Origin of the sequence: Klebsiella sp. HC6 (genome assembly GCF_022605325.1) — a bacterium.
In the GTDB taxonomy this organism is placed as follows: Bacteria; Pseudomonadota; Gammaproteobacteria; order Enterobacterales; family Enterobacteriaceae; genus Klebsiella; species Klebsiella terrigena.
Window position 1 is genome coordinate 2,099,432 of record NZ_CP093276.1, and the last position, 24,331, is coordinate 2,123,762.

A 24,331-nucleotide genomic window follows, 5' to 3' on the forward strand; every position below is an offset into this window, starting at 1 on the left:
TGCTCTTCAATCCCTGCATGATGAGGTTGCTAAAAATGATCGATAAAGAAACAAACAGCATACGCATTTATGGCCGGGCGGGATCGCCGGAAGGCTATCTGCTTCGGGACTATCTGGCGCGTAGCGCGGTTACCTTTGAATGGATTGAACTAAATAGTGAAGAAGAGTGTTTATCGGCATTAGGGGTGTCAGGGTTCAATGACCTGCGTCTTCCCGTTGTTGAATTTCCGGGACAGGTTCGCCTGTTCGCCCCGGGAGTGCATGATATCGCCGCTTATTTAGGCCACATCACGTTGCCCAAATATCGCGAATATGACGTCTCCATTTACGGCGCGGGCCCGGCAGGACTAAGCGCCGCCGTCTATGCCGCATCCGAAGGTCTGCGAACCATATTAATTGAGCGCCAGGCTCCAGGCGGCCAGGCGGGTACCAGTTCATTAATCGAAAATTATCTCGGTTTTCCCGAAGGGATCTCCGGGGCTGCGCTGGCGGACCGGGCCCGCAAGCAGGCGATTAAGTTTGGCGCTGAGCTGGTGACCATGAGTGAAGGAGTGAAGGCCCATTTTAAGGATGGCAAAATCCATGTTCGTCTTGCCAATGGCGAGACGCTGACCGCCAGAACCAATATCTGCGCCACCGGCGTTGAGTATCGCCGCCTTAATTTACCCCGCGAAGATAAGTTCCTCGGGCACGGCCTGTTTTATGGCGCCGGAGCAGCAGAGGCGCCTTATTGCGCGAATGACCATGTTTATGTGGTGGGGGGCGGCAACTCGGCAGGCCAGGCGGTGATGCACTTTGCTGAATATGCTGCTCAGGTCACGATGCTGGTACGGGGAAGCAGCCTGTCTCAGACATTATCGACGTATTTAATCCAGCGTATCGCCGCAAAAGCCAATATAAAGGTCATCTTCAATAGCGAGATAGCTGAGCTGGAAGGCGAAGATTCCCTCGCAGCGATTACTCTTCACGACCGGTTATCGGGTGGAAAAAGTCGCCACGCCTGTTCCCGACTTTTTGTCTGCATTGGCGGCCAGCCCAACACCGACTGGGCCAGCGAAACGCATATTTTGCGCGACTCTGAAGGCTATCTGCTAACCGGGTCCGATCTCTTCGGAGAGAGCCGCTGGCCCGAGAACTGGCCATTAGCCCGCCAGCCTTTTTATCTGGAAACCAGCGTGCCCGGCTCTTTTGCCGCGGGGGATGTCAGACATGGTTCCGTGAAGCGCGTTGCGTCCGCCGTTGGCGAGGGGGCGATGGCCGTGACGTTTGTCCATCGCTACTTACAGGAACAGGGGTGAGCGCATGTCAGCAACCGTATCCTCACCGAAGGCATCTTTCCCGCGCTATGCGGGTAGCCGGCCCTACGTCTCATCACGATCTTCTGCCGGCCTTCCGTTTACTGACCGCTTAATTGCCGTTCTTAGCTTTGCGCACTGGGTTAATAACCGACAAAATAATCGATTGAGAATGCAGAAAATCTGCCGGGAAGATGCAATCAAAAATCCCCAGGCGGCGCTTATCATACCGATTATCCGACGTTTATCCCCTAAGCCGGCCTTGTTTTTGCCAGATTTGCTCCAGCGTGCGGTTGCATTAGCGACTTTACCGCCGGCAAGGACAGAAAGTAAAAAGTAGAAAAACCAGCGTATATGCTTTTGTTCGGAAGATGCGCTGACTTTCTTCGTTTCACTAGCAATTCTTTTTTGTAAAAGGACTAACGTTGGAATAATACATTCGTTTGCAACGATCGTTTGGTGGTGAGAATAATCATAAAAATTCTTTGGCGGATCGCTGATTATACAATAAACGGACGGTGTCCTTACACAATCGTACGAGCCAGGGCCATTTTGACAGGTTGCTTGATTATATGTATCAAGCTCCTCGCGGATTTTTTGGGCAGTATTATTGTCGGCATCTCTGTTATAAATAATGTAGATTTCGCGGGTTGTTTTCGGCACCAGCGCGAGAATTAATTTATCATTGTAAGTGGCATATTCTGCCAACTCTTGCCGCATACGATGAGCCCAGGCACACGATGCCAAATTTAGCTTTTCTTGAGCACAATGCCGATCGTACTGGCGAAGCTGATCTGCCAGATAGGTGCTTGCCTGTTGGAACTGTTGAGTGTCATCCTGCAGGTGCCGTTGATTCTCTCCAGCGCCGGTATCAGCAACAAAAAATACCGCTGCGACAATCGCCATTGAGTACCAAACATGATCGTAGAAATGGCGAAATCGGTCCTGTAAGCTAAAGATATCCGTAAGAATGATAAATAAGTTCCAGCCGGTAATTAATCCCATGATGAGCAGGCAGGTCATGCCCACCGCGCTACCTAAATAGCCTGCACCCCATACGTTATAAATCTCTGGCAAGAATTGAATTTTAGGCCAATACCCTAAGACCGAAAGCGTTCCCGGAACGCACCAAATAAATACCCCAGCCAGCAATCCTTTCCATCGTCCAACGCAGTAGGCGGCGACCATAGAAAAAACAAAAAGCAACATCAAATATATCAACAGAAAGAAAACTAAAAACCCGATACCATATTGGATATCAAAGGCCGTGATCATGGCATAGCCGCTGGAATCGATTGCTGGAGGTGTAACAAGGGATATTTCTGTGGCATCTAACGTTTGCTGGATGTTATAGGCAACACCAATAATAAATATTACGTATGGGATTGTGAAGGTTACCATCATTTCGCGCTCCTGCTCTTTCCTGATATCTTCAGGGCCCCTTTGAAACCGCAGCGGCTCGGCGGCCTGTAGGCAATCCTGCCCTGGATTATGAACAAGGGTCAACCAATCGCGAAAAAAATCACATCGCAAAGAATACTTCATCTTTGGCTCTTAATAAGCGATCCATTTAAGGCGAAAAATTCAGTTTTTGGGGATCAAATGAGAGAGACAAACATTGCATTTAGTCCGCGAAGATATATTTAAAAAGCCCGCTTAAGTTTTCTTAAGCGGGCTTTTTTGTCGTTTGCCGCTCTCTCAACCCAGAGCATTAATTTTCCCTGCGCGCTGACCCGCCAGGCGCCGGCAGAGCAGTGCCAGGCCCTGGGCCGCAGCGCGCCTGTTTTTACGAGCGCGGCTCGTTGCCCGCGCGCTCATCTTTCCCGCGCCGGTCGTCGAACTGCAGCAGCCTCCCGGTATTGAGCAGCACCAGCAGGGTGCTGAGGTTGTGCAGTATCGCCGCCACCAGGGCGCCCGCCGCGCCGAGCAGCCCCATCGCCGCGGCAATCACGATTAAAATCGTCCAGCCAAGGCCGATAAAGACGTTGACCCGCAGGGTGGCGCGGCACCGGCGGCTGAGCCTTACCGCCAGCGGCAGACGGCGTAAGTCGCTGCCGGTCAGCACCACGTCGGCGGAGGCCAGCGCGATATCGGCGCCGTTGCTGCCCATAGCAATACCGACGGCACCGGCCTTGAGCGCCAGCGCATCGTTGATCCCGTCGCCAACCACCATCGGGCGCCATCCTTCACTGACTGCTTGCTGCACCTGCAATAGCTTTTCGGCCGGCAGCGCTTCGGCCGCCAGCTCGTCAATGCCCGTCCGTTGTGCCACGCGCTGCGCGACGGCCAGGCGATCGCCGGTCAGCAGCAGGAAGCGGCCGATGCCGAGATTTTGCAGCATCCCGATGGCCTCCGGCGCCTCGGGGCGGATCGTATCGTCGAGCAGCAGCCAGCCGAGAAAAACGCCGCCTTCCGCGAGACCGACCGTCGGGCCGTCGTGGTCGGGGAGCGGGGCGACCGCGACCCGATAGCGGTCAAAGAGCTCTTTTCGCCCCAGCAAAGCCCGGCCGGCAGCGGTGGTGGCGACGACCCCCAGCCCCTGAATCTCCTCCACCTCCCGCAGCGTCATCTCTTCATTATCTGCAGGAAGGGCGCCAGCCATCGCCCGGCTCACCGGGTGATTACTCGCCGCGCCCAGCGCCGAGGCCAGCCGCAGCAGAGATTCGCGCGGGCGCGAGGTTGCCGGAACCACGTCAACCAGCCGCAGCCGTCCCTGGGTCAGGGTGCCGGTTTTATCAATAATGACCGCATCAACGTCCGCCAGCTCTTCAAGAAAGGCCGCGTTGCGGATCAGGATGCCGTGCCGGGCAGCAACCGCGATCCCCGCCATCGAGGTGGCCGGGGCGGAGAGCACGAGGGCGCAGGGGCAGGCCGCGACCAGAACCGCCAGCATCGCCTGGCTGTCGTAGGTCAAAAACCAGGTCGTCGCGGCGATCAGCAGCACGAGGATCAGATAGTGTCCGGCATAGCGTTCCAGCATTCGGGTGATGGGCGGTTTTGCCTGCTCGGCGTCCTGCATCAGCGCCAGCACCTTCCCGAGGGTGGAGTGCTCGCCCGTATGGGTAATCTCGACGCGCAGCAGACCGTTGAGGTTCAGCGTTCCGCCGAAGACCGACATTCCGGGGCAGACCTCCGCCGGGACCGATTCACCGGTAATGGACGCCACGTCGAGGCTGGCGTTACCGGAGAGGATCTTCCCGTCGGCGGGAATTTGATCGCCAGGGCGAACTTCAACCACGTCGCCGGGGCGCAGCTGCTGGCTGCCGATATTTTCCAGCGATCCGTCCTGGCGCAGGCGTCTCGCCCGGCTATGCGCCAGCTTGCTCAGCCCGGCGATGGCCTGGCGGGTTCCCATGACGCTGCGCTCTTCCAGAATATGGCCGAAAATCATGATCACCGGCAGCAGCGCGGCGGTCATCAGATCGCCCAGCGCCCACGCGCCCAGCATCGCCAGCACGATCAGCAGGTCGGTCACCCCGTGGAGATCCGGGTGCAGCAGGCTGTGCCAGCCGGCGCGAAATACCGGCACGGCAACCAGCAGCCAGGCCACGCCGGCCAGAATATCGCCGATCGCCGGCTGATCCGGCGCCACGGCGCGCCAGAGCAGGCTGAGCAACAGCAGCCCGATGGTTATCATCGCCAGCGTCAGCCGACGCGCCATCCGCCGCTGCTCCGCCGGGGTCTGGAGATGACTGCTGAAGTGGATATGCCCGTGGCTGCACGACTGGCTCATGGTGATTTCTCGCTGGTCGGCGGGGTGGCCGGCTGGGGGGGAAGGCCCTGAAGGATCAGGCGGCTGTCGTCTCCGGGGGCGACGGTAATAACCTGTCCGGCCTGCGACAGAATGCGGCTGACCGCGTCGCGCCACAGGCGCAGCAGCAGTCCGCCATCGCTGCCGTCGCGCCGGGTTTGCGCCAGCTGCAGGATAGTCCGGGTATCAACGCTGGCCTTCGCCAGGGTCTCCTGGCGGCCGGCTTCTGCCTGCTGGATGGTGCGATCCGCCTGCTGCTGCGCCTGCTGGCTCAGCAGCGTGGCCGCGGTGCGCGCGCTGGCTATCTCTTTATCGGCCTGCTGGCTGGCGGTGAGCACGGCGTTGAAGGCCGCCACCGCGTTAGCCGGCAGGGATGAAACGATATCGACGCGCTCGATGACGATGCCCGGATCGTTGCCGCCGGCGGCCATCTGCGCCAGACTTTGTGCCATGCTGCGCCTGAAGTCGCTGCGCAGGCGAATGCGCTCCTCCGCCGAGTGGCGGTCGTTCTGCGGGCTCTCCGGTCTGGCAACCAGAATCGCGTCCAGGCCGCGCTCCATGCAGACGACCGCCGCGGCGCGTTCGGTCAGGCGATCGATCAGCGGCGCGATGTGCGCACGCTGTAGCGCGAAGCGGACAGGGTCGCTGACCCGCCAGAACACGCGGACGTCCAGCTGCACCACGCCTTCGTCGCCGGTTAACAGATAGCCTGCACCGGCGCCGGCATCGCCGTCGCGCTCCCAGTTGTTGATCTGCTCCAGCTGCCGATCGCGGCGCAGCACCGCCACGTCCCGTTCGAGAATGCGTTCGGCGGCCGGCACCAGCTCAATGCTGTTGACGGGATGCGGCCAGGCGAACAGCAGCCCCGCGTTCGCCACGCGGATCGGCCTGCCAAACTGAAAGACCACCGCCCGGCTGTCGGGGGCCACCGGATGGATACAGGAGAACAGCCACGCACCGGCGGCAAGGATCGCTGCGCCGTACAGCGTAAAGAAGGCGATGCGGTATGACTGTCCCCAGGGCGTTGAGCCCGGCGAAGCTGAGGTCATGGCTGCGGCGTCCCGGTCAACGGCGCGGGGCCCTGCACCAGGGTGCGGAACGGCTCCGCGTCGGTGCGCAGCACCAGGCGGGTGCTGGCGTTAACAATCGTGCTCAGCGTATCCAGCGAACGCAGCAGGTCGTACAGCTGCGGGTCGCTGGCCCGCGCCTTGCCGTAGATGCTGGCCGCGTCGCGCTGGGCGTCGGCGCTGATGGCCGCCGCTTTCACCGCGGCGTCGGCCTGCAGAATGCGCGCATCGCGATCCGCCCGGGAGTGGATTTCCGCCGCCTGACGTTTGCCCTCGGCGGTGCGTTCGGTGGCGATGGTTTCGCGCTCGGCGCGCATGCGGTCCACCGTGGCGTTCAGCGTGACGGCCGGCAGGGTCAGGCGCTCGATCCCGGTCTGGATCAGCTCAATGCCGTAGCTTTTCAGCAGCTGGGCCTGCAGCTGCGACTGCAGCTGGCTCTCCAGCTGGGCTATTTTGACCTTTTTAGCATCGACGTTAACGATGTCCGACAGCGCGTAGCTGCTGGCGGTAGTCTCCAGCGCGGAGCCGACAAAGGTGCGGATTTGGCGGGCGGCCTCATCCGGCTGGTTCTGCACGGCGCGGATAAAGCGCAGCACGTTATCGTTATCGGGTTTGACCTTCCAGATAACCCAGGCCTGCACCAGCACCCGCAGGCCGTCGCGAGTGCCCACGTCCTGCAGGCCGCTGGAGGTGGAGCGAATGCGCAGATCGACGTCCAGCGGCGTCTCAAACGGCGCCGGCAGCCGCCACGCCAGCCCGGGCGCGAGCAGGACGCGTACCGGATCGCCAAAGCGAGTCACCACGGTGGCGCTTCCGGCACGGACCTCCAGCAGGCAGGCGGTTAGCACCGCCAGCGTGACCAAAAATGCCGCCACGGCGAGGCGAATACCGCGCCTGCGGCGCAGCGGGGCGGGCGGAGCGATCTGCCGCTTAACGGCGTTCGGGGGGACGTGGGTGGCGGCTATCGCGCGGATCTTCATGGTGTGCTGGCCTTCTGTGGGGCGGTACTGTCGGATAAAGCGGGATACTGACGGAGATCGAGCACCGGTTCGCTGCTTCCCTGAAGATGGTTATCGAGGATCAGCAGCGGAGTATGGGCCAGCGCCTGGCTCAGTATGTGATAGCGTCGCTCGGTAATAAACGCCTCGCCGGCCTGCTGCCAGGCCTGCCGTTCCGCGGAGAAGGTCACCGCGGCGGCCCGGGCCTGCGACAGGTTTTCAGCGGCGGAGGCCTCGGCGTTATTCAGGCCGGTCAGGGCGTTACGCTGCGCCTCGCGGCTGACCTTCTCCGCATAGCCCTGTTCGCGGGCAATTAGCGCGTTTGCCGCGATCTGCGCGGCCTGCACTCCGTGGTAGGCGTTGGCCGCCCCGGCGGGAGGATGAATGGCCTCTATGCGGGTGAACAGCAGCTCCACGCCGGTATGGAGGGCGGTAAGACGCTGCTGGATTTGCCGGCTGAGCTCGGTAGCCAGCGTCGCCCGCTGCTCGTCAAGCAGTTCATCGAGCTGCTTGCTGGCAAACTGGGTTACCAGAATCTGCCGGGCGAGGCTGCGAATCATCTCCGCCAGGTCTTCGGTCTGATACTGGCTGTTAAGCGCATCGCGATCGCTAAGGCCAATGCGCCAGATCACGCGGATATCCATATTCACGATCTGGAAGTTCTGCTTGTCCATGGCGGCGCTGGCGATGACCTGGGACTGGTCCGTGGCGTGGCTGCTATCCCACAGCCGCCAGCTGCTCTGCGGCGCCGGGCCTTCTGCGGCGTCGTCGGGCTGGCGATCCGGCTGCGCTTCCTCGGTGATATCGCTGAGCTGGAGTTCATGCACCGCGCCGTTCTCAACGGCGACCACCCGGCCAAAGGGCCACGGCAGTCCGGCGTGCAGGCCGGGAGCCAGCACGGCGATCGGCCGGCCAAAACGCTCGTATATCCCGCGCTGATGCAGCCCCACCTCCGTTAGCCCGCTGAGCAGCCAGCCCAGCGCGGCGATCCCCGCGGTCACCGGTAAAAGCCGGCTGCCCATCAGACGAAACGCCTGAATCTGGCGCAGATCGACGCCAAAGCGCTGCTGAAATGAGTCCAGGGCGTGCAGCAGCGGCCGCGGCGGCCACTGATACTGCGCGGCCAGCAGGCTGCGGGTCAGAAAGCGGGGAGCGGAGTCCGACGCTGGGGGAGAGGCCATCGCGGCCAGGGCGCGCAGCGCATACTCCAGCGCCACCAGCAGGATCGTCAGGCTCGCCAGCTTAATGCCCCACAGCGCGGGGGCGGGGAACGCCATCGCCGCCAGCAGGGAGAGGGTGAGCAGCAGAAAGAGGCTGAGCATCAGGCGGGCAAGCCCCACGTGCTGCTGCCGATGAGGCCAGCCGCGAAGGGGGCGGAAGCTGAGCATGCGTTCGAGCAGCAGCAGCGTAAAGCAGAGCAGAATAAAGAAGCCGACGGCGATCGGCCGCGGGGCGTCGGCCAGCTCAACGGGCCGGGCATCCGCGATATTGGCGATGGCAAAGGCGCCGGCGAGCGCGGCGGCGATCAGGGTGGTGGCCAGATGCTGATGAAAATGGCGAAGCCAGGCCTGCACGCTTTCCGGCAGCAGCCGGCCCAGAAGCGTCGGCTCGTCCTCCGGGCTCCCGGCGGACGGCGGGGCCCGTCTCCCGCCGCCTTCGCAGCGCAGCGCGTTTTCGACAAACGCCAGCGCGACCAGCACCGCGGCGAGCATCAGGCGCGTTACCGGAAGCCAGAACCCCGTGACGGAAAGCAGCGCCAGGAACAGATAAATCGCGCCAGCGATGGCGAGAAGGGCGTACAGAATGGCCTGCGCGATGAGCAAACGCCGGCTTCGCGAAGCGTCCCGAGGGCGACTCTCGGGTGAGGGGGACTGCGCCATAGACTCTCCAGTTGATCCGTCCCTGCCCGACGCAACCCGGGCAAACGATCTGCTGAAGTCACCGCTGAGACGAAGAACCGATGGTGTTATATGATAACATCCGCAATATAAACAAAGCGCCCGGTCCTGGATAGCCTGCGACCCGCGTAAAGGTGGATGTTATATTGTAACAATGTATTTATTGTGCAATATAGCGCTGGCGCCGAACGGGCGCTGTGGTAGGGTTTTCGCATCAATAACTGGCCCGGGACGCGCTTCTGAGATGAAAATTTATCGCATAGTACTTTTAACCGTTGCCTTTAGTTCCCCGACGGCCTGGGCCTTCCAGGCCAAAAGCGCGGCTTCTGCGGAGGTGAGCACCGCCGAGCTGAGAAAATCGGAAGATAACATCGTCAGCAATTTTTATAGCCACAACGACGCCGGCTTCCAGACTTCCACCTTAGGCACCTGCAGCGCAACGCCGGTCCCCGGCTGCCACTGCGCCTTCTGCACCATGCTGCGCGGCGGGGCGTAACCCGTTTTTCTCCACAGAGCCTTAGCGGTTATTGTTGATAGCTGGTTGAGGGGGACTCGCGGACAATAGCGTCGCCTTCCCCTTTTTAACCCGCAGAGAACGCTGATGTTTAAAATCATTTATCTGGCCGCCGTTATGGCCATGCTCTCAGGATGTTCAGGCTTTATCGATAAGGTCAAAAATACCGAACTGAAAGAGGAATATTTTTCCGCCAGCGTAGACCGCACCCAGGGATGTCTGCAGTATCAGTCACTCCGCCATCATTTTTATCTTGAGCAGGACGAGCCGCTGCCCAACGGCGATAAAAGATACAACCTTCTGCGAGACCACGATGCGGTGGCGAATATCGACATGGGAAAATCGGGCAAACAGACGCTGGTCAATTTCTTCTACGATAAAAGAGATCCGCAGGTAAAAAGCGCGCTGACCGACATTATCCATCAATGCCACCGTGACCTGGATTAGCTTTGCGGGTCTTGCCCACGGTCAGTCTCTGAGCGTAAAAATAGCCGCCATGATGCCAACGCCACAAAAAAGTAGGGTCAGCCGCCGGGGCTGGAACGTGCGCCTTGATGGCATAGCAGCAGGATAGAGCGCAGAATTTCACCGGCCTTACCTTCCTTTTCTTTCCCTCGTCAGATCGCGGCGATCCCGCCGCGATCCAGATAAACAACGGCCTGCCCGTTTATCAATAAATCCCAATTGCATTCATTTTATTGGCATATGTAACACAAATGTTATGCCCTATTATCATTTTTTAACCAATCAGGCGGTAACCACCAGAGGGATGGCACTTGTTTATAAATACGATAAAAAAACACTATCTGGCGAAGGTGTTGCTGGGTACGTTCACCTTGATGCTCGGATTTTCAGGCTCCCTGTATGCCGAAGAAAAACTGCCATCGGTTATCCATATTGCGGGGCAGGGGAATCCCTACGGTACGCCGTACGGCTCGGCGGTCATCGGCGTGGTGCGCGCAGGGCACTATCTGGAAGATGAATTTGCCAAAGACAACGTCAAAATTGACTGGCAGTTTCCCCAGGGGACCGGCCCGGCAATTAATGAAGCTTTAGCCAACGGGCAGCTGGATTTCGCCAATTACGGCGGCTTACCAAACATTGTCGGACGGGGATCGGGTTTAGGCACCACCGTGCTTGCCTCTTACGGCAGCAGCCCCATTTATGTGGTGGTGCGTAAAGGCTCGCCGGTTAAAAGCCTTCAGGACTTGAAAGGTAAAAAAGTGTCTGTTTCGCGCGGGACGATTCTTGAATTGTCGCTGGCGACGCTGTTGTCGGAACAAGGTCTGACGGAAAATGATATTCAGCTCTTTGACTTAAAATCCGCCGATCAAATTTCCGCCCTGACCTCCGGCGATATCGACGTCATCGTTGGCACCTCTGACGTATTAACGCTGCTGGATAAAGGCATCGCCACGCAAATCTACACCACCAAAGGTAAATCCGACCCGGCCAATATTTTTGGCTCGCTGGTGGTGACAAATACCTTCCTTAAACAGTATCCACAGGCCACCCAGCGTGTGGTCGACGCTTTCGTGAAAGCCGCCGCGTTTGTCGCTGACGAGAAGAATCGCCCGCAGGTTTTCGCCTGGTGGGCCTTAACCAAAGTTCCGCCTAATAGCCTGGAGACGGACTATAAAGGCGATTTGTTAAAGGATCGTCTCAGCCCGCTGCTGGATGATTACTATCTGGCGAACCTGCGCCGCGGGATTGCGTTTGCGAAGCAGAGCAAGCTTATTCGCCGCGACATTGATGTATCGACCTGGGTCGACCCGAGCTATCTGAATCGCGCCGTTGAAAAGTACGGCTATTCCTCCCTGTGGACGAAAAAGGCGGCGAACGGAGAACCTGATGTCCAGAGCCAATAGCGAGATCGTTGAGGAGAGCGCCGATGTTCTGGTCGTCGGCGGCGGCCCGGCGGGGGCGTGGGCTGCGCTGATAGCGGCGCGCAGCGGCTGTCGGGTGATCCTTGCCGATAAGGGCTATTTCGGCACCAGCGGCGCGACGGCGCCCTCCAATACCGGCACCTGGTGCGTTCCGCCCGGGCAGCGGGAAGATGAGATCGCCCGTCGTCGCCGGCTCACCGGCGAGCTGGCGGCGCCGGAAGTCATGCAGCGTACCCTCGCGGGCTGTTGGGAAGGTTTACAGCAGCTGCTTGCCTGGGGTTATCCGTTTCCGCAGGACCACGACGGCAGCCCCTATCTGGCCAATTTGCGCGGCCCGGATTATATGCGCTTTATGCGCCAGAAGGTGCGCGAAGCGGGCGTGACGATTATGGACCATTCACCCGCGCTCGCGCTGCTGAAGGATGCCGACGGCGTGGCGGGCGCGGTGGGATTGAACCGGCAAAAAAACTTTTTCTGGCGCGTGACCGCCTCCAGCGTGGTGCTGGCCACCGGCGGCTGCGCGTTCGGCGAACGCATTTTAGGTGCCACCGGGCTGACGGGCGATGGCTACGTGATGGGGATGGAGGCGGGAGCGGCGCTGTCCGGAATGGAGTACAGCGCTCAGTATGGGATTACGCCGGTTCATACCTCGATGAACAAAGGCGTCATTTATCAGTGGGCGACCTTCTACGACGCGAACGGTCACGTGCTGGCGATTGAAGGCGACCGCCAGACGGCGCTGGCGCGGGCCTTACTCAGCGGGCCGGTTTACGCCCGTCTGGACCGCGCTGACCCGCCGCTGCAGGCCTGCCTGCGCCAGTCGCAGCCCAACTGCTTTGTGCCGTTTGACCGCCAGGGAATCAACCCGTTTAGCGATAAGTTTGAAGTCGTGCTGCGCTGCGAAGGGACGGTGCGCGGATTGGGAGGACTGCGCTTGCAGGATAGCCACGGCGCGACGGACGTTGCGGGATTGTACGCCGCCGGCGACGCCGCCAGCCGTGAAGGCATGAATGGCGTGATAAGCGGCGGCGGCGGCCCCAACGCCGCCTGGGCTATCGCCAGCGGGCGGGCCACGGGTCTGGCGGCGGCCCGCGCGGCCGAAAAGCTAAAACCGCTGGCCGCCGCGCGTCGGCAACGGCATCGCCTGACGCCGCTACTGAACGTTGGCGGACTGGGCTACGACCTGTACGGCAGCGGTGCGGGCGCCGATGCGCAGCAGCCGGACGCCATTATTGATGCCGTTCGCGACGAAATGCTGCCGTTGACTAAGAACTTCTTCCGCACGTCGGCGGGCATCGGTCAATCCCTCAGCCGCCTGAATGGTATTTCTAAATCGCTCGGCTTATACGGCTACGGCGCCAGCGATTCGCTGATTGAACTGCTGCGCAGGCGCGAAGCGCGCTCCCTGCTGAAGGTTTCCCGCTGGTCCTATAAAGCCGCCCTGCTGCGGCAGGAGAGCCGGGGCATTCATCGTCTGTTGGATCGTCCGCATAGCCAGCCGGCGTTCGCTAAACGAATCGTTATTCATGGCCTGAATGCGCCCGCGTGGGACAGCCACGCGTTATTGGAGGGGGAGTAATTGATTGAAATTATCTCTGCGGCATCCTGCATTGCCTGCGATCGCTGCGTTACCGTTTGTCCTGCCAACGTATTTGATAGCGTTCAGGGACGAGCGCCGATCGTCGCCCGCCAGCAGGATTGCCAGACGTGCTTTATGTGTGAAATCTACTGCCCGACGGATGCGCTTTACGTCGCCCCGGATGCGGAAAAAAGCGTGCAGGTGAGAGAGGAAACGGTGTCTCGCGCCGGCCATATGGGTGAATACGCGCTTAATCTTGGCTGGAAGCAGGGGCGAGCCGGCGGGGCGGAAAACGATCAAACCTATCGCATTCGTGAACTGTACCGTCAGCAGCAATTGATGCAGCGGGAGTCATCAACATGAGAAGCATCGTCATACCTCAGGCGATAAAAGCGTCCGCACAACCGCAGCGGCGGGCCGCAAGCGGACGTTATTCGTGGCTATTTAATAGCCTGTTGGCGCTGGTCTTTCCGGCGTTTATCCTGCTGCTGTGGCAGGTCGCCAGCGATTTCGCGTGGATGCCGGAGCAGATCCTGCCGGCCCCGTCCTTCACCCTGCAAACGGCGGTTGAGCTGATGCACTCCGGCGAGCTGGGCGAAGCCTTACGCATCAGCCTGCTTCGGCTCGCGGGGGGCTTTGTGGTCGGCAGCACGCTCGGGCTGGCTTTGGGTTTGCTTTTTGCCACCACCCGCGCTGCCGACGAGTATATCGGCCCGACGGTGCGCGCGATTTGCCTGGTACCGTCGCTGGGCTGGCTGCCGTTCTTTATGCTGATTTTTGGTATCGGGGAAACGCTGAAGTTTGTACTCATCGCGAAAACCTGCTTTCTGCCGGTGCTGATCTCAAGCTATAACGCCGCGCGCGATCTGCCGCAAAAATACCGCGATGTCGCCCGGGTGCTTGAGCTAAGCGGCAGCGAGCGCCTGCGAATTATTTATTTCCCCGCCATTGCCCCGGCTATTTTTACCGGCTTGCGCCTGTCGTTGAGCAAAGGCTGGAAGGCGCTCATTCTGGTGGAAATGATCGCCTCCGCCGCCGGGATTGGCTATCTGATGACGTGGGGGCGTAAAGCCTTCCAGCTCGATGTGGTGTTTGTCACCATGGTGTTTATTGGCCTGATCGGCTGGCTGATTGATTACCTGGCATCGCGTTGGGAAAAACGCCTGATGCGCTGGGCGGATGAGGGGGCGTCATGAGTCAGACACAAGGGCGCAGAACGGCTTTCTCCCGCCGCTGGCGCGCCCTGATTTTGCCGCTGGGCCTGCTGCTGCTGTGGGCGGCGCTGAGCCACGCCCGGGTGATAAATGCCAGCATTATGGTCTCCCCCATGCAGGTCGCGCATACCCTGTGGCAAAGCTTTGGCGATGGCTCATTACCGCTGGCAATTATCGCCACGGTTCTGCGCGCGCTGGCCGGTTTGCTGATTGGCGGAGCGGCCGGATTGGCTGTCGGCATCCTGTTGGGAACCCACGGCCTGTCCCATCGTCTGTTTTCACCGACGTTTAACGGGCTCCAGCAGATTGCGCTGTTCGCATGGATCCCGCTATTAAGCGCGTGGGTCGGCACCGGCGAAGGATTGAAAATTACCGAGATTTCGCTAGGCGCTTTCTTTCCGATGCTGCTGAGCACGCGCGAAGGCTTCCGCCACGTCGCGGAAAAATACCGCGAAGTGGGCTATCTGCTTGAATTTAATCCCCTGCAGATCTTAACGCGCATCACGCTTCCCGCCGCGCTGCCGGCGATTGTGAGCGGGCTGGAAACCGCCTTTACCATCGCGTGGCTCGGGACCATTGGCACCGAATATTTAGTGGGTACCGGCTACGTTAACGGACTGGGCGATGGCTTAGGTATCTATCTGGCGGCGGCCCGTATGTATGGCGATATGGACAAGGTGATCGTGGGCGTCTTAACCCTGGCCGTTATCGGTATTCTGTTAAACCGTGCGATTGCACTTTTATCCCGGAGAATCACACCGTGGTTGACGCATTAATTCCCGTTGCGGGCGCAACAAACCCTGTTCAGGCTATCGATATTGTTGACGTGTCGCGCTATTTCACGGTTAACGAGGGGATTTTTCAGGCGCTGGATCGGGTCTCCCTGACGGTGAAAAAGGGGGAGTTTGTCAGCCTGATCGGCCCCAGCGGCTGCGGAAAATCCACGCTATTGCGTATGCTGGCGGGCCTCGATCGGCCCGATAGCGGGCAGGTTTTGGTCAGCGGCGTGCCGATTGATGCGCCGTCCTTATCCCGCGGCATCGTGTTTCAGGATCATCGGCTGCTGCCCTGGCTTAGCGTCGAAGACAATATTCTGCTCAGCCTGAAGCGCCAGGGCGGCGCGACGGAGAAAAACCGCCAGAGCGTCGCCCGGCTGATTGAGCTGGTCGGGCTGTCAGGGTTCGAGAAAGCCTGGCCGCATCAGCTGTCTGGCGGTATGTCGCAGCGCGCGGCGATTGCGCGCTGCCTGGCGCCAGGCCCCGAAATATTGCTGCTCGATGAACCTTTCGGCGCCCTTGATTCCCTGACGCGCCGTCGTTTACAGCAAGAGCTGCTGCAGGTCTGGGAAAAAAATCAGCTTACTACGGTTATGGTGACGCACGATATTGACGAAGCGCTCTATCTGTCTGACCGCGTTATCGTCCTGAAGCCGAGCCCCGGCCGTTTGCATAATCAATATGAGGTCGCTTTACCACGCCCAAGATCGCTGGACAATCCCGCACTGCTTGAGATAAAGCGTGAGATACAGTGGGCGCTGGATGCGTGAGAGATAGCGGCAGATGGGCCATTCGCCCATCCCGCTGAACGCATCCATTTCGGTATTTGTACCGGCGTGCGGGGGTTAATCGCCGAATGCGTTTTGCCTCATTTCCATCAGCCAGCCATTAAGCCACAGAAAATATAAGCGTGAGTCACGCGATTAAATTTCGCCGGGCACCTTAATCCTGCAGATAAAAGTCGAGGCTGGAGTTCAGCACCGGGCGGATAATCCCCGTTCGTATCGCAAAGTCGCCGAATGCCTCATCCGGGCCAGCCGCCTGCGCCCAGGCGCTCAGCAGGGCGTCAAGGTCGTGGAGAATCTCCTCAAGGGGCTGGTTCTCTTTATAGAGGCGAGGAATGCGCGTTCCCTCGCGATTGCCGCCGAGGTACAGGTCGTAGCGGCCCAGGGCGCGGCCCACCAGGCCGATTTCGGCCAACATCGCTCTGCCGCAGCCGTTCGGGCAGCCGGTGACGCGAAATATCACCGCCCGATCGGCAATCCCGTTGCGCGCTAAGATCGCATCAAGGCGATCGACGATGTCCGGCAGCACGCGTTCCGCCTCGGCCATCGCCAGCGGGCAGGTGGGATAGGAGACGCAGGCCATCGCGCTTTTGCGCTGCGGCGAGACCGTGTCATCAATCAGGGAGTAGCGCTGCGCCAGTTCCTCAATCTGCGCTCTGTTGCGCTCGCTGACGCCGGCGATAATGATGTTTTGATTGGGGGTTAAGCGAAAATCGCCCTCGTGGACGGCGGCGATGGCGGCAAGGCCCGACTTGAGCGGCCTGCCGGGCTTATCGATCAGCCTGCCGCTGGGAATAAACAGGGTGAGGTGGTGCTTACCGTCGATCCCTTCGACCCAGCCGATACGATCGCCGCGGCCGCTGAAGGCGTACGGCTGCAGCGGCTCGAACGCTATACCTGCCCGCTGCTCGACTTCCGCTTTAAAGACCTCAACGCCGAGCCGATCGAGAGTATATTTCGTTTTCGCGTTGCGTCGATTTACGCGGTTTCCCCGGTCCCTTTGGGTGGCGACAACGGCGGTGGCAACCGCTAGCGTAGCGCTCAAAGGAATATATCCCAGCTCCGTTGCCAGGCGCGGATAGGTGCTATGGTCGCCGTGGGTCATCGCCAGGCCGCCGCCGACAAGCACGTTGAAGCCCGTCAGCCGCCCATTCTCGCCGATAGCAACAAAGTTAAGATCGTTGGCGTGCAGATCGACGTCGTTTTGCGGCGGGATTACCACCGCGGTTTTAAATTTGCGCGGCAGGTAGCTGTTGCCCAGAATGGTCTCTTCTTCCGGCTGGGCGATCTTTTCACCGTCCAGCCAGACCTCGGCATAGGCATTGGTTTTCGGCAACAGATGCTCTGAGATCTTTTTAGCCCATTCGTAAGCCTGATGATGAAGCCCGGACTCCACCGGATTTGAAGTACACAGCACGTTACGGTTGACGTCGCCCGCCGTCGCCCGCGAATCGAGACCCAGCTGATGCAATAGCCGATGAACCGGCTTGATATTGCGCTTTAGCACGCCATGCAGCTGCAGCGCCTGGCGGTTGGTGATGCGAATGCTGCCGTAAAGCGTATGCTGCGACGCAAACTCGTCGATCCCCAGCCACTGCTGCGGGTTGATGATCCCGCCGGGTAAACGCACCCGCAGCATCACCGTATGCAGCGGTTCCAGCATTTGCGCTGCTCTTTGCTGACGAATATCGCGATCGTCCTGCTGGTACATGCCGTGAAAGCGGATCAGCTGAAAGTTATCGCCGAGAAAGCCGCCGGTTAATTCGTTATGCAGGTCCTCTTTAATCGTGCCGCGCAGGAGCTGACTCTGCTGTTTTAATCGCTCATTATCCGAAAATTTATCATTGCTCATTATATTGCTCTCAAAAAAAGTGCGGGTTAATTCCCCCGGGAATACCGGCGGATTACATCACAGCGGATCCTTAGCCAACATAATCAGTTAGTTTGTTAATCGATATAACAGTTGTTATAACTGCTGGTTATAATTAAGCATTACTCGTCCTGAGCCGTTTTTCCGTTATACGGTAGCGATTATTTTGCTAATGGCTGAGCGCGCCGCTGACGAGTACCATCAGGGAGCATTGATATAGAGATTGACAGTGCGAAGCGATTTACTTTTTATGCGCTGTGACCGCCGGCAGGTTAGACGCGGCGGGCGCTGTGTGCATGTAGTTTTGAATCTGGCCGATAAACGCGTGTTTACTTTTGAAATTATATTTAAGGTAGGCTGAGGCGGTATCTTCAACCCCGAGGATGATATCCATCATCGCATATTCAATTTTTTTATGGCTGACGAAGGCGCTGACGGTCATGCCGGTCCGTTTTTTAAAAATTCGGTGAACGTATTGCCGGGAAACCTGCAGGTATTCCGCGAGATCGTAAACTGAAATATTATTCCTTATATTTTGATAAATATACTGGATGGCAACGTTAACCAATGCCTGGTCATTAGGAATTATGCTGTCGGAAAGTTGAGCCTGATGTTGCATAGATACTGGTTCTTTTTTGGCTATATCTTTTTTATCGTAGGCGATTTAAAACAGAACGAAATAGACAATATTGTGGTTTTTATGGATAACAGTATTACGAATGCCGCGACGAGCGGGATTTTAGCACAGGCGTTTGGTATGCATCATTCCCGCTCGCACAGCGGGGCAATGCCTGAAGCATGGCCGATCGCAATCAGCCATGCCGGAACGGGGGCGAGCTAAACGATTTCGTTCATCTGATGATAATTCTGGCCGTTAAGCACGCTGTCCAGACGCCGCAGCCCCTGCTGCAGCTCGCGGTAGTCTTTGGCGCCGCCGAGGGAGATCCTGACGGCACCCGGCCCCTGTCCCTGAGGGCTGAAAACATGCGAAGGGGCGATGCCCAGACCGGCCCGGGACGCGGTATTGGTCAGGCTGTAGGGATCCCAGTGCGGCGGCAGCGTCAGCCAGACGTGCAGCCCGTAAGGATGGGCCTGTAGCGGGTGACTTAGCATCGACGCGACCAGCTGCTGGCGGCGGTGATTTTCTTCCCGCAGCTGGCTGAGAAGCTCGGCGGCAATACCGGTATGCACCCAGTCCGTCACCACTGCCGACATCAGCGGGTTGGCCACAAGGGTCAGCGAGCGCAGCGCGTGGGCCAGCGGTTCGTATGACATCCCTTCGGGAACGACGACCCAGGCGATACGCAGCCCGGGAGTCAGGCATTTTGAGAGGGTGGAAATATACCAGCTGTGCGCCGGGGCGAGGGCGGCGAGCGGCGTCATCGGCTCGGCAGGCAGCAGCCCGTAGGGATCGTCTTCCAGCAGCGTCCAGCCGTTCTCCGTCGCCAGGCGGGCGATCTCCCGGCGCCGCGCCTCGGAGAGCGTGACGGCGGTCGGGTTGTGGATCGTCGGGTTGAGATAAACCACTTTTGCCTCATGCTGGCGGCAGGCCTGCAGCAGCGACTCAGGCAGCATGCCCTCCTCATCTCCCTTCACCCCCACCACGTTGCGCCCGAGCTGCCTGGCCGCGGTGATAAAACCGGGATAGGTCAGCTCGTCCGCCACAATCACTTCCCCCGGTCGGGTCAGCAGGATTAGCAGCGCGCTAATCGCCGCCTGGGCCCCGGAGCTCACCACCACCCTGGCGCTGTCCAGCGGCCCAAGCAGCGGCGCCAGCCAGAGCGCGCCGGCCGCGCGTTCCGCCGGCTCGCCGGCGCCAGGATGGTAGCTCATCAGCGAGGAGACATCTGCGTTCAGCTGCAGCCGGGTCATCGCTTCGCCAATCAGTGGCAGGATCCGTGCGTTACCCGGCGGGATATTCATGCTGAGGTCAAGGTGGGTCTGGATCTGTTGTGGAACGGCGATAAAAGAGCCGCGTCCGCTGGCCGCCTGCAGCAGCCCGCGCTGGCGAATAGCGGTATAGGCGCGGGTTACGGTGGTCAGGTCGACGTCCAGCCAGGAGGCCAGCTCGCGCTGGGCCGGCAGGCGATCGCCCGGCTGAAGAGTGCCGTTATTAATCGCCTCAATGACCTGAGTGACGATCTGTTTATATCGCGGTCCTCCCGCCGGCGCTAGCGGGCGAAGCCACGGCGCGTCAGGAAAACTTGTCTTTTCTTTCTCCGACGTATTTTTCATACATCCCTCTGGATAAAAGCATACAAATTAGTATAAATTAATTAACACAAATTAAATGTATGCATACATTATTAACTTGTATGTTTTTTAGAGCGTAAATCATGAGAGTTACCGACCCATGCGGAAAAGGAGCCTATGAACAGATTCCCCGAATGTAACCGGCCGCGTCAGAGTACCCACCCTGCGCTAAACCTTCCCAGCTTAGCGATTTTCTCGACCAGCCTCAAACCCGGCCACGCGCTTAGCCGCGTGATTCATGCATCTTAGGGCGCAATGTGATGTTAAAACGAATCTGCCAATCCCTCAGGCTGCCGCTGGCGCTGGGCATTTTGCCTCTGCTAAGCGGCTGCAGCTGGACATTGTTCAATTCCAAAGGTGCGGTGGGGATTGAGCAACGTAATCTGATTATCACCGCGATTATGCTGATGCTGATTGTCGTCATACCGGCAATCGTGATGACCTTTCTTTTCGCATGGCGCTATCGGGCGGGTAACCGCAGCGCGCGGTATACCCCGGAATGGGCGCATTCCAACAAGGTAGAAATCATCGTGTGGGGCGTTCCGCTGTGCATTATCGTGGTACTGGCGATTGTCGTCTGGGTCAGCACCCATCGCCTAGATCCTTATCGTCCGCTGGAGTCATCCCAGCCGCCGCTGACCGTTGAGGTGGTGGCCACCGACTGGAAGTGGGTGTTTATCTATCCCGAACAGGGGATCGCGACGGTGAACGACCTGGTGTTCCCGGTCAATCGCCCGGTCTCCTTCCAGATCACCTCCGACGCCACCATGAATACCTTTTTCATCCCGCAGCTGGGCGGGCAAATCTACGCGATGGCCGGGATGCGCACGCAGCTGAACCTGATCGCCAATGAAACGGGCGATTACGCCGGGATGTCCGGCAACTTCAGCGGCCCGGGATTCTCCGATATGAAATTTGTCGCGCACGCCACCAGCGCCTCGCAGTTTGACGCCTGGGTCAGCCAGGTTAAGCAGGGGGATCATCCGCTGGATTTCTCCGGCTTTAAACGACTGGCGCTCCCCAGCGAGAAACATCCGCCGGAGTATTTCTCCGCCGTTGAGCATGGCCTGTTCCAGAGCGTTATCGATCAGTTTATGGACTCCGGGATGGATATGGGCAGCCATATGCATGACATGGGTTCGGACAATTCAACCAGTTCCAGGGAGTAAAACATGTTTGGCAAGCTGACTCTGGAGGCAGTTCCTTACCATGAACCTATCGTCATGGTAACCATTGCCGCCATTTTGCTGGGCGGCGCGGCGGTTCTCATCGCGCTGACGGCGTTTAAAAAGTGGGGGATGCTGTGGCGCGACTGGTTAACGACCGTCGACCATAAGCGTATCGGTATTATGTACATCTTCGTGGCGCTGATTATGCTGGTGCGCGGCTTTGCCGATGCCATCATGATGCGCACCCAGCTGGCGGTGGCTAGCGGCGGAAGCGAAGGTTTCCTGCCGCCACACCACTACGATCAGATATTCACCGCCCACGGCGTGATCATGATTTTCTTCGTCGCCACGCCGTTCTTTACCGGCTTGATGAATATCGTGATGCCGCTGCAGATCGGCGCCCGCGACGTCTCTTTCCCGTGGCTGAACGCGCTCAGCTTCTGGCTGTTCGTCGGCGGGGTGATTCTGGTTAACCTGTCGCTTGGGGTCGGAGAGTTCGCCCAGACCGGCTGGGTCGCCTATCCGCCGCTTTCCGGCATCCAGTATAGCCCCGGCGTCGGGGTGGATTATTATATCTGGAGCCTGCAGCTCTCGGGGCTCGGCACGCTGCTGACCGGAGTGAATCTGTTCGTCACCATCCTCAAGATGCGCGCGCCGGGGATGAAGCTGATGATGATGCCGATCTTCACCTGGACCACCCTGGTCACCTGCGCCATTATCGTCGCCGCTTTCCCGATCCTCACCGCCGTGCTGGCGCTGCTGACCCTCGATCGCTACCTCGATATGCATTTCTTCACCAACGAGCTGGGGGGGAATGCGATGATGTACGTCAACCTGATCTGGGCGTGGGGGCATCCGGAAGTGTATATCCTCGTCCTGCCGGCCTTCGGGGTGTTTTCTGAAGTGACGCCGACCTTCGCGCGCAAAAAGCTGTTCGGCTATAAGTCGATGGTCGGCGCGACGCTGGCGATCGGTATTCTCTCGTTCCTGGTTTGGCTGCACCACTTCTTCACCATGGGGTCAGGCGCCAACGTCAACGCCTTCTTCGGGATTATGACGATGATTATCGCCATCCCGACCGGGGTGAAGATCTTTACCTGGCTGTTTACCATGTTCCGCGGACGGCTGGAGTTCACCACGCCGATTCTGTGGACGCTCGGCTTCCTCGTCACGTTCACCATCGGCGGCATGACCGGCGTGCTGCTGGCGATACCGGGGGCCGACTTCCTGCTGCATAACAGCCTGTTCCTGGTGGCGCACTTCCACAACGTGATCATTGGCGGCGCGCTGTTCGGCTACCTTGCCGGATTTACCTACTGGTTCCCGAAAGCGTTCGGCTTCCGGCTGAATGAGAGGCTCGGCCGCTACTCCTTCTGGTGCTGGATTATCGGCTTCTATCTGGCCTTTATGCCAATGTATATCCTCGGCTTTATGGGCATGACCCGCCGGCTTAATCACTACGACAACCCGGACTGGGCGCCCTATCTGAAGGTGGCCGAAGTGGGGGCGTTCTTTATCCTGTTCGGCATTCTGTTCTTTATCGCCCAGCTGTACGTCAGCATCCGCGATCGCCATCAAAACCGCGATCTGACCGGCGACCCGTGGGATGGCCGCACCCTCGAATGGGCAACCTCCTCGCCGCCGCCGTTCTATAACTTCGCCATCGTTCCTCATGCGCAAGGCATTGACTACTGGCATGAGGCGAAAAAGGCCGGGAAACGCAGCTTTGGCGAACGCTATGAACCGATTCATATGCCGCGTAATACCGGCGGCCCGTTCATTATCGCCATGCTGGGCACCGTTATGGGCTTTGGACTTATCTGGCATATCTGGTGGCTGGTGATTGGCTGCGCGCTGGCGATTGCCGTCGGCGTCATTGCCCGCAGCTATAACGATGATACCGATTATTTTGTCCCGGTCAGCGAAGTGGAACGGATCGAGCGCCAGCGCCTCAGTCATCACGTTAACAAGGTATAAAACATGAGTAGCCATACACTTGCGCCCGCGGCGGGGCACGAAGCACAGGGTCACGACGACGGCAGCGCCCAGTTAGGACTGTGGATTTATTTGATGTCGGACTGCATTCTGTTCGGCTCGATTTTCGCCACCTATGCGGTACTGAGCAGCGCTTTTGCCGATGCGTTGACGCCGAAAGAGCTGTTTGAGATCCCGTATGTGCTGACGGAAACCTTCATGCTGCTGCTCTCCAGCATCACCTACGGTTTCGTGATGTTGGCGCTGCGCAGGCGCAACCGCGCACAGGTGCTGCTGTGGCTGGCGGTGACCTTCGCCTTCGGGGCCGTTTTTATCGGCATGGAGCTGTTTGAATTCCATCATCTGATCGCCATTCACGCCGGGCCGGATAAGAGCGCCTGGCTCTCCGCGTTCTTCACTCTGGTGGGCACCCACGGTTTGCACGTCACCTTCGGCCTGATCTGGATGGCGGTGCTGTTTCACCAGGTGCTGACCAAAGGGATCGGCGGCAAGATGCCCGGACGGCTCTCCTGCCTGAGCCTGTTCTGGCACTTTCTCGATCTGGTATGGATTTGCGTCTTTACCGTGGTCTATCTGCTGGGAGTGTACTGAGATGGAAAAAACAACCCACGTCGGCGAACATCAGCCGCACGGCACCCTGGCCTCCTACCTGGTGGGCTTTGTGCTGTGCGTGATCCTCACCATGATCCCGTTTTCGCTGGTGCTCTGGCCCTGGGCGCCGCGCAACGTCACCCTGGCGCTGTTCGTCATCACCGCCGTTCTGCAGGTGCTGGTCCAGCTGGTGTTCTTCCTGCACCTGAACCGTAAAACGGAAAATGGCTGGAACCTGGCGAGCTTCGCCTTCACCTTGCTGATTCTGTTGATTATTATCGGCCTGTCGATCTGGATTATCTGGAGTATGCATTACCACATGCTGATCCGCGCCTGACGTCGGGCGCAGAGACGCGCATCGCGGCCCCGGCGGGTTATCTGCCGGGGCCGTTTTTTTAGGGCTGACGATGGAAGCGCGCGACAAACTGTTTTTGCATTTCCGCGCAGCTTTCATCGTTGAAATAGCCGGCGACGCTGCGGCCGGACGCCGGCCGCGAGGCCTGCTGGCACTGGCGTATCGCCTCGCGGGCGTTATCTTGCGCATTGTGGTTGGTCCACAGGGTCATGCAGGCGATCATGATGGCGTAGACCGCCGCGATGAACAGCAGCGCCAGCCCCATTAGCAGCAGGCAGCCGCGCGGTCCCGATGTGAGCTTCATGGTGTACCTTACGATTGTGATGGCGGGGGAC

The 24,331-nt window shown here is 59.1% G+C and carries 23 protein-coding genes; 14 read left to right on the forward strand and 9 right to left on the reverse strand.

What is annotated here, in order from left to right:
• Nucleotides 1-35: 35 nt before the first annotated feature.
• Complete coding sequence (locus MMW58_RS10230) at nt 36-1,298, forward strand: NAD(P)/FAD-dependent oxidoreductase (protein WP_133598786.1); 1,263 nt, start codon at nt 36-38, stop codon at nt 1,296-1,298.
• Nucleotides 1,299-1,361: 63 nt separating this feature from the next.
• Here the strand turns inward: MMW58_RS10230 and MMW58_RS10235 are convergent, their stop codons facing one another.
• From MMW58_RS10235 to hflK, 5 genes are all read right to left on the reverse strand, one after another.
• Nucleotides 1,362-2,840 (reverse strand): ATP synthase subunit B family protein, encoded by a 1,479-nt coding sequence (locus MMW58_RS10235; protein ID WP_241723266.1) that lies wholly within the window; start codon nt 2,838-2,840, stop codon nt 1,362-1,364.
• Between the two features lie 241 nt (nt 2,841-3,081).
• Nucleotides 3,082-5,028: a heavy metal translocating P-type ATPase gene (locus MMW58_RS10240; protein WP_241723267.1), complete on the reverse strand. Its 1,947-nt coding sequence runs from the start codon at nt 5,026-5,028 to the stop codon at nt 3,082-3,084.
• The gene (locus MMW58_RS10245) at nt 5,025-6,095 is read right to left on the reverse strand and encodes an SPFH domain-containing protein (RefSeq protein ID WP_159235634.1); all 1,071 of its coding nucleotides are present in this window, start codon (nt 6,093-6,095) and stop codon (nt 5,025-5,027) included. Before MMW58_RS10245 ends, MMW58_RS10240 begins: the two co-directional genes overlap by 4 nt.
• Nucleotides 6,092-7,093 carry an SPFH domain-containing protein gene (locus tag MMW58_RS10250; protein WP_052698758.1) on the reverse strand — a complete coding sequence of 334 codons (1,002 nt, stop codon included), beginning with the start codon at nt 7,091-7,093 and terminating at the stop codon, nt 6,092-6,094. The genes MMW58_RS10245 and MMW58_RS10250 overlap by 4 nt, the downstream gene beginning before the upstream one ends.
• Entirely contained in the window at nt 7,090-8,991 is a 1,902-nt protein-coding gene (gene hflK, locus MMW58_RS10255; protein WP_241723268.1) for a protease modulator HflK, read from the reverse strand. Before hflK ends, MMW58_RS10250 begins: the two co-directional genes overlap by 4 nt.
• A gap of 262 nt (nt 8,992-9,253) precedes the next feature.
• On the opposite strand from hflK, the gene MMW58_RS10260 reads away from it, so the two are divergent.
• From MMW58_RS10260 to MMW58_RS10295, 8 genes are all read left to right on the forward strand, one after another.
• Nucleotides 9,254-9,505: a hypothetical protein gene (locus MMW58_RS10260; RefSeq protein WP_133598773.1), complete on the forward strand. Its 252-nt coding sequence runs from the start codon at nt 9,254-9,256 to the stop codon at nt 9,503-9,505.
• A gap of 105 nt (nt 9,506-9,610) precedes the next feature.
• A complete protein-coding gene (locus MMW58_RS10265) occupies nt 9,611-9,970 on the forward strand; it encodes a hypothetical protein (protein WP_133598771.1) in 360 nt (119 codons plus the stop codon).
• Nucleotides 9,971-10,299: 329 nt separating this feature from the next.
• The gene (locus MMW58_RS10270) at nt 10,300-11,391 is read left to right on the forward strand and encodes an ABC transporter substrate-binding protein (RefSeq protein WP_241723271.1); all 1,092 of its coding nucleotides are present in this window, start codon (nt 10,300-10,302) and stop codon (nt 11,389-11,391) included.
• Nucleotides 11,375-12,988: an FAD-dependent oxidoreductase gene (locus MMW58_RS10275; RefSeq protein ID WP_133598767.1), complete on the forward strand. Its 1,614-nt coding sequence runs from the start codon at nt 11,375-11,377 to the stop codon at nt 12,986-12,988. The genes MMW58_RS10270 and MMW58_RS10275 overlap by 17 nt, the downstream gene beginning before the upstream one ends.
• Entirely contained in the window at nt 12,989-13,351 is a 363-nt protein-coding gene (locus MMW58_RS10280; protein ID WP_076945610.1) for a 4Fe-4S dicluster domain-containing protein, read from the forward strand.
• Nucleotides 13,348-14,184: an ABC transporter permease gene (locus tag MMW58_RS10285; protein WP_133598765.1), complete on the forward strand. Its 837-nt coding sequence runs from the start codon at nt 13,348-13,350 to the stop codon at nt 14,182-14,184. Before MMW58_RS10280 ends, MMW58_RS10285 begins: the two co-directional genes overlap by 4 nt.
• Nucleotides 14,181-14,978 carry an ABC transporter permease gene (locus MMW58_RS10290; protein ID WP_133598763.1) on the forward strand — a complete coding sequence of 266 codons (798 nt, stop codon included), beginning with the start codon at nt 14,181-14,183 and terminating at the stop codon, nt 14,976-14,978. The genes MMW58_RS10285 and MMW58_RS10290 overlap by 4 nt, the downstream gene beginning before the upstream one ends.
• Nucleotides 14,963-15,748 carry an ABC transporter ATP-binding protein gene (locus MMW58_RS10295; RefSeq protein ID WP_241723273.1) on the forward strand — a complete coding sequence of 262 codons (786 nt, stop codon included), beginning with the start codon at nt 14,963-14,965 and terminating at the stop codon, nt 15,746-15,748. The genes MMW58_RS10290 and MMW58_RS10295 overlap by 16 nt, the downstream gene beginning before the upstream one ends.
• 172 nt (nt 15,749-15,920) lie before the next feature.
• Here MMW58_RS10295 and cysI read toward each other — a convergent pair whose 3' ends face one another.
• Nucleotides 15,921-17,615 (reverse strand): assimilatory sulfite reductase (NADPH) hemoprotein subunit, encoded by a 1,695-nt coding sequence (gene cysI / locus MMW58_RS10300; RefSeq protein WP_133598759.1) that lies wholly within the window; start codon nt 17,613-17,615, stop codon nt 15,921-15,923.
• A gap of 259 nt (nt 17,616-17,874) precedes the next feature.
• On the reverse strand, nt 17,875-18,252 hold the full coding sequence (locus MMW58_RS10305; RefSeq protein WP_159235641.1) for a helix-turn-helix domain-containing protein: 378 nt from the start codon (nt 18,250-18,252) through the stop codon (nt 17,875-17,877).
• On the opposite strand from MMW58_RS10305, the gene MMW58_RS10310 reads away from it, so the two are divergent.
• Nucleotides 18,244-18,474, forward strand: a complete 231-nt coding sequence (locus tag MMW58_RS10310; protein ID WP_133598755.1) for a hypothetical protein — start codon at nt 18,244-18,246, stop codon at nt 18,472-18,474. The genes MMW58_RS10305 and MMW58_RS10310 overlap by 9 nt on opposite strands.
• On the opposite strand, the gene MMW58_RS10315 is transcribed toward MMW58_RS10310, so the two are convergent.
• A complete protein-coding gene (locus tag MMW58_RS10315; protein ID WP_159235643.1) occupies nt 18,471-19,868 on the reverse strand; it encodes an aminotransferase-like domain-containing protein in 1,398 nt (465 codons plus the stop codon). The genes MMW58_RS10310 and MMW58_RS10315 overlap by 4 nt on opposite strands.
• A gap of 275 nt (nt 19,869-20,143) precedes the next feature.
• On the opposite strand from MMW58_RS10315, the gene cyoA reads away from it, so the two are divergent.
• Genes cyoA through cyoD form a run of 4 tightly spaced genes read left to right on the forward strand, consistent with a single transcriptional unit; the run spans nt 20,144 to nt 23,978 of the window.
• Complete coding sequence (gene cyoA, locus MMW58_RS10320) at nt 20,144-21,055, forward strand: ubiquinol oxidase subunit II (protein ID WP_371822996.1); 912 nt, start codon at nt 20,144-20,146, stop codon at nt 21,053-21,055.
• A 3-nt stretch (nt 21,056-21,058) separates the two neighbouring features.
• Complete coding sequence (cyoB, locus tag MMW58_RS10325) at nt 21,059-23,032, forward strand: cytochrome o ubiquinol oxidase subunit I (protein WP_241723278.1); 1,974 nt, start codon at nt 21,059-21,061, stop codon at nt 23,030-23,032.
• A gap of 3 nt (nt 23,033-23,035) precedes the next feature.
• The gene (cyoC, locus tag MMW58_RS10330; RefSeq protein WP_241723280.1) at nt 23,036-23,641 is read left to right on the forward strand and encodes a cytochrome o ubiquinol oxidase subunit III; all 606 of its coding nucleotides are present in this window, start codon (nt 23,036-23,038) and stop codon (nt 23,639-23,641) included.
• Nucleotide 23,642: 1 nt separating this feature from the next.
• The gene (gene cyoD, locus MMW58_RS10335; protein WP_159235646.1) at nt 23,643-23,978 is read left to right on the forward strand and encodes a cytochrome o ubiquinol oxidase subunit IV; all 336 of its coding nucleotides are present in this window, start codon (nt 23,643-23,645) and stop codon (nt 23,976-23,978) included.
• A gap of 58 nt (nt 23,979-24,036) precedes the next feature.
• On the opposite strand, the gene MMW58_RS10340 is transcribed toward cyoD, so the two are convergent.
• Nucleotides 24,037-24,300 carry a hypothetical protein gene (locus MMW58_RS10340; RefSeq protein WP_241723283.1) on the reverse strand — a complete coding sequence of 88 codons (264 nt, stop codon included), beginning with the start codon at nt 24,298-24,300 and terminating at the stop codon, nt 24,037-24,039.
• Between the last annotated feature and the right edge of the window lie 31 nt (nt 24,301-24,331).

Excerpts from the sequence above, each read along its gene's own strand:
- cyoD (WP_159235646.1), top strand. The coding sequence starts at position 23,643 with ATGGAAAAAACAACCCACGTCGGCGAACATCAGCCGCACGGCACCCTG.
- MMW58_RS10245 (WP_159235634.1), bottom strand. The coding sequence starts at position 6,095 with ATGACCTCAGCTTCGCCGGGCTCAACGCCCTGGGGACAGTCATACCGC.
- MMW58_RS10275 (WP_133598767.1), top strand. The coding sequence starts at position 11,375 with ATGTCCAGAGCCAATAGCGAGATCGTTGAGGAGAGCGCCGATGTTCTG.
- MMW58_RS10250 (WP_052698758.1), bottom strand. The coding sequence starts at position 7,093 with ATGAAGATCCGCGCGATAGCCGCCACCCACGTCCCCCCGAACGCCGTT.
- MMW58_RS10265 (WP_133598771.1), top strand. The coding sequence starts at position 9,611 with ATGTTTAAAATCATTTATCTGGCCGCCGTTATGGCCATGCTCTCAGGA.
- cyoC (WP_241723280.1), top strand. The coding sequence starts at position 23,036 with ATGAGTAGCCATACACTTGCGCCCGCGGCGGGGCACGAAGCACAGGGT.
- MMW58_RS10240 (WP_241723267.1), bottom strand. The coding sequence starts at position 5,028 with ATGAGCCAGTCGTGCAGCCACGGGCATATCCACTTCAGCAGTCATCTC.
- MMW58_RS10285 (WP_133598765.1), top strand. The coding sequence starts at position 13,348 with ATGAGAAGCATCGTCATACCTCAGGCGATAAAAGCGTCCGCACAACCG.
- MMW58_RS10340 (WP_241723283.1), bottom strand. The coding sequence starts at position 24,300 with ATGAAGCTCACATCGGGACCGCGCGGCTGCCTGCTGCTAATGGGGCTG.
- hflK (WP_241723268.1), bottom strand. The coding sequence starts at position 8,991 with ATGGCGCAGTCCCCCTCACCCGAGAGTCGCCCTCGGGACGCTTCGCGA.
- MMW58_RS10290 (WP_133598763.1), top strand. The coding sequence starts at position 14,181 with ATGAGTCAGACACAAGGGCGCAGAACGGCTTTCTCCCGCCGCTGGCGC.
- MMW58_RS10230 (WP_133598786.1), top strand. The coding sequence starts at position 36 with ATGATCGATAAAGAAACAAACAGCATACGCATTTATGGCCGGGCGGGA.
- cyoB (WP_241723278.1), top strand. The coding sequence starts at position 21,059 with ATGTTTGGCAAGCTGACTCTGGAGGCAGTTCCTTACCATGAACCTATC.
- cysI (WP_133598759.1), bottom strand. The coding sequence starts at position 17,615 with ATGAGCAATGATAAATTTTCGGATAATGAGCGATTAAAACAGCAGAGT.
- MMW58_RS10235 (WP_241723266.1), bottom strand. The coding sequence starts at position 2,840 with ATGAAGTATTCTTTGCGATGTGATTTTTTTCGCGATTGGTTGACCCTT.
- MMW58_RS10310 (WP_133598755.1), top strand. The coding sequence starts at position 18,244 with ATGTTGCATAGATACTGGTTCTTTTTTGGCTATATCTTTTTTATCGTA.
- MMW58_RS10305 (WP_159235641.1), bottom strand. The coding sequence starts at position 18,252 with ATGCAACATCAGGCTCAACTTTCCGACAGCATAATTCCTAATGACCAG.
- MMW58_RS10260 (WP_133598773.1), top strand. The coding sequence starts at position 9,254 with ATGAAAATTTATCGCATAGTACTTTTAACCGTTGCCTTTAGTTCCCCG.
- MMW58_RS10315 (WP_159235643.1), bottom strand. The coding sequence starts at position 19,868 with ATGAAAAATACGTCGGAGAAAGAAAAGACAAGTTTTCCTGACGCGCCG.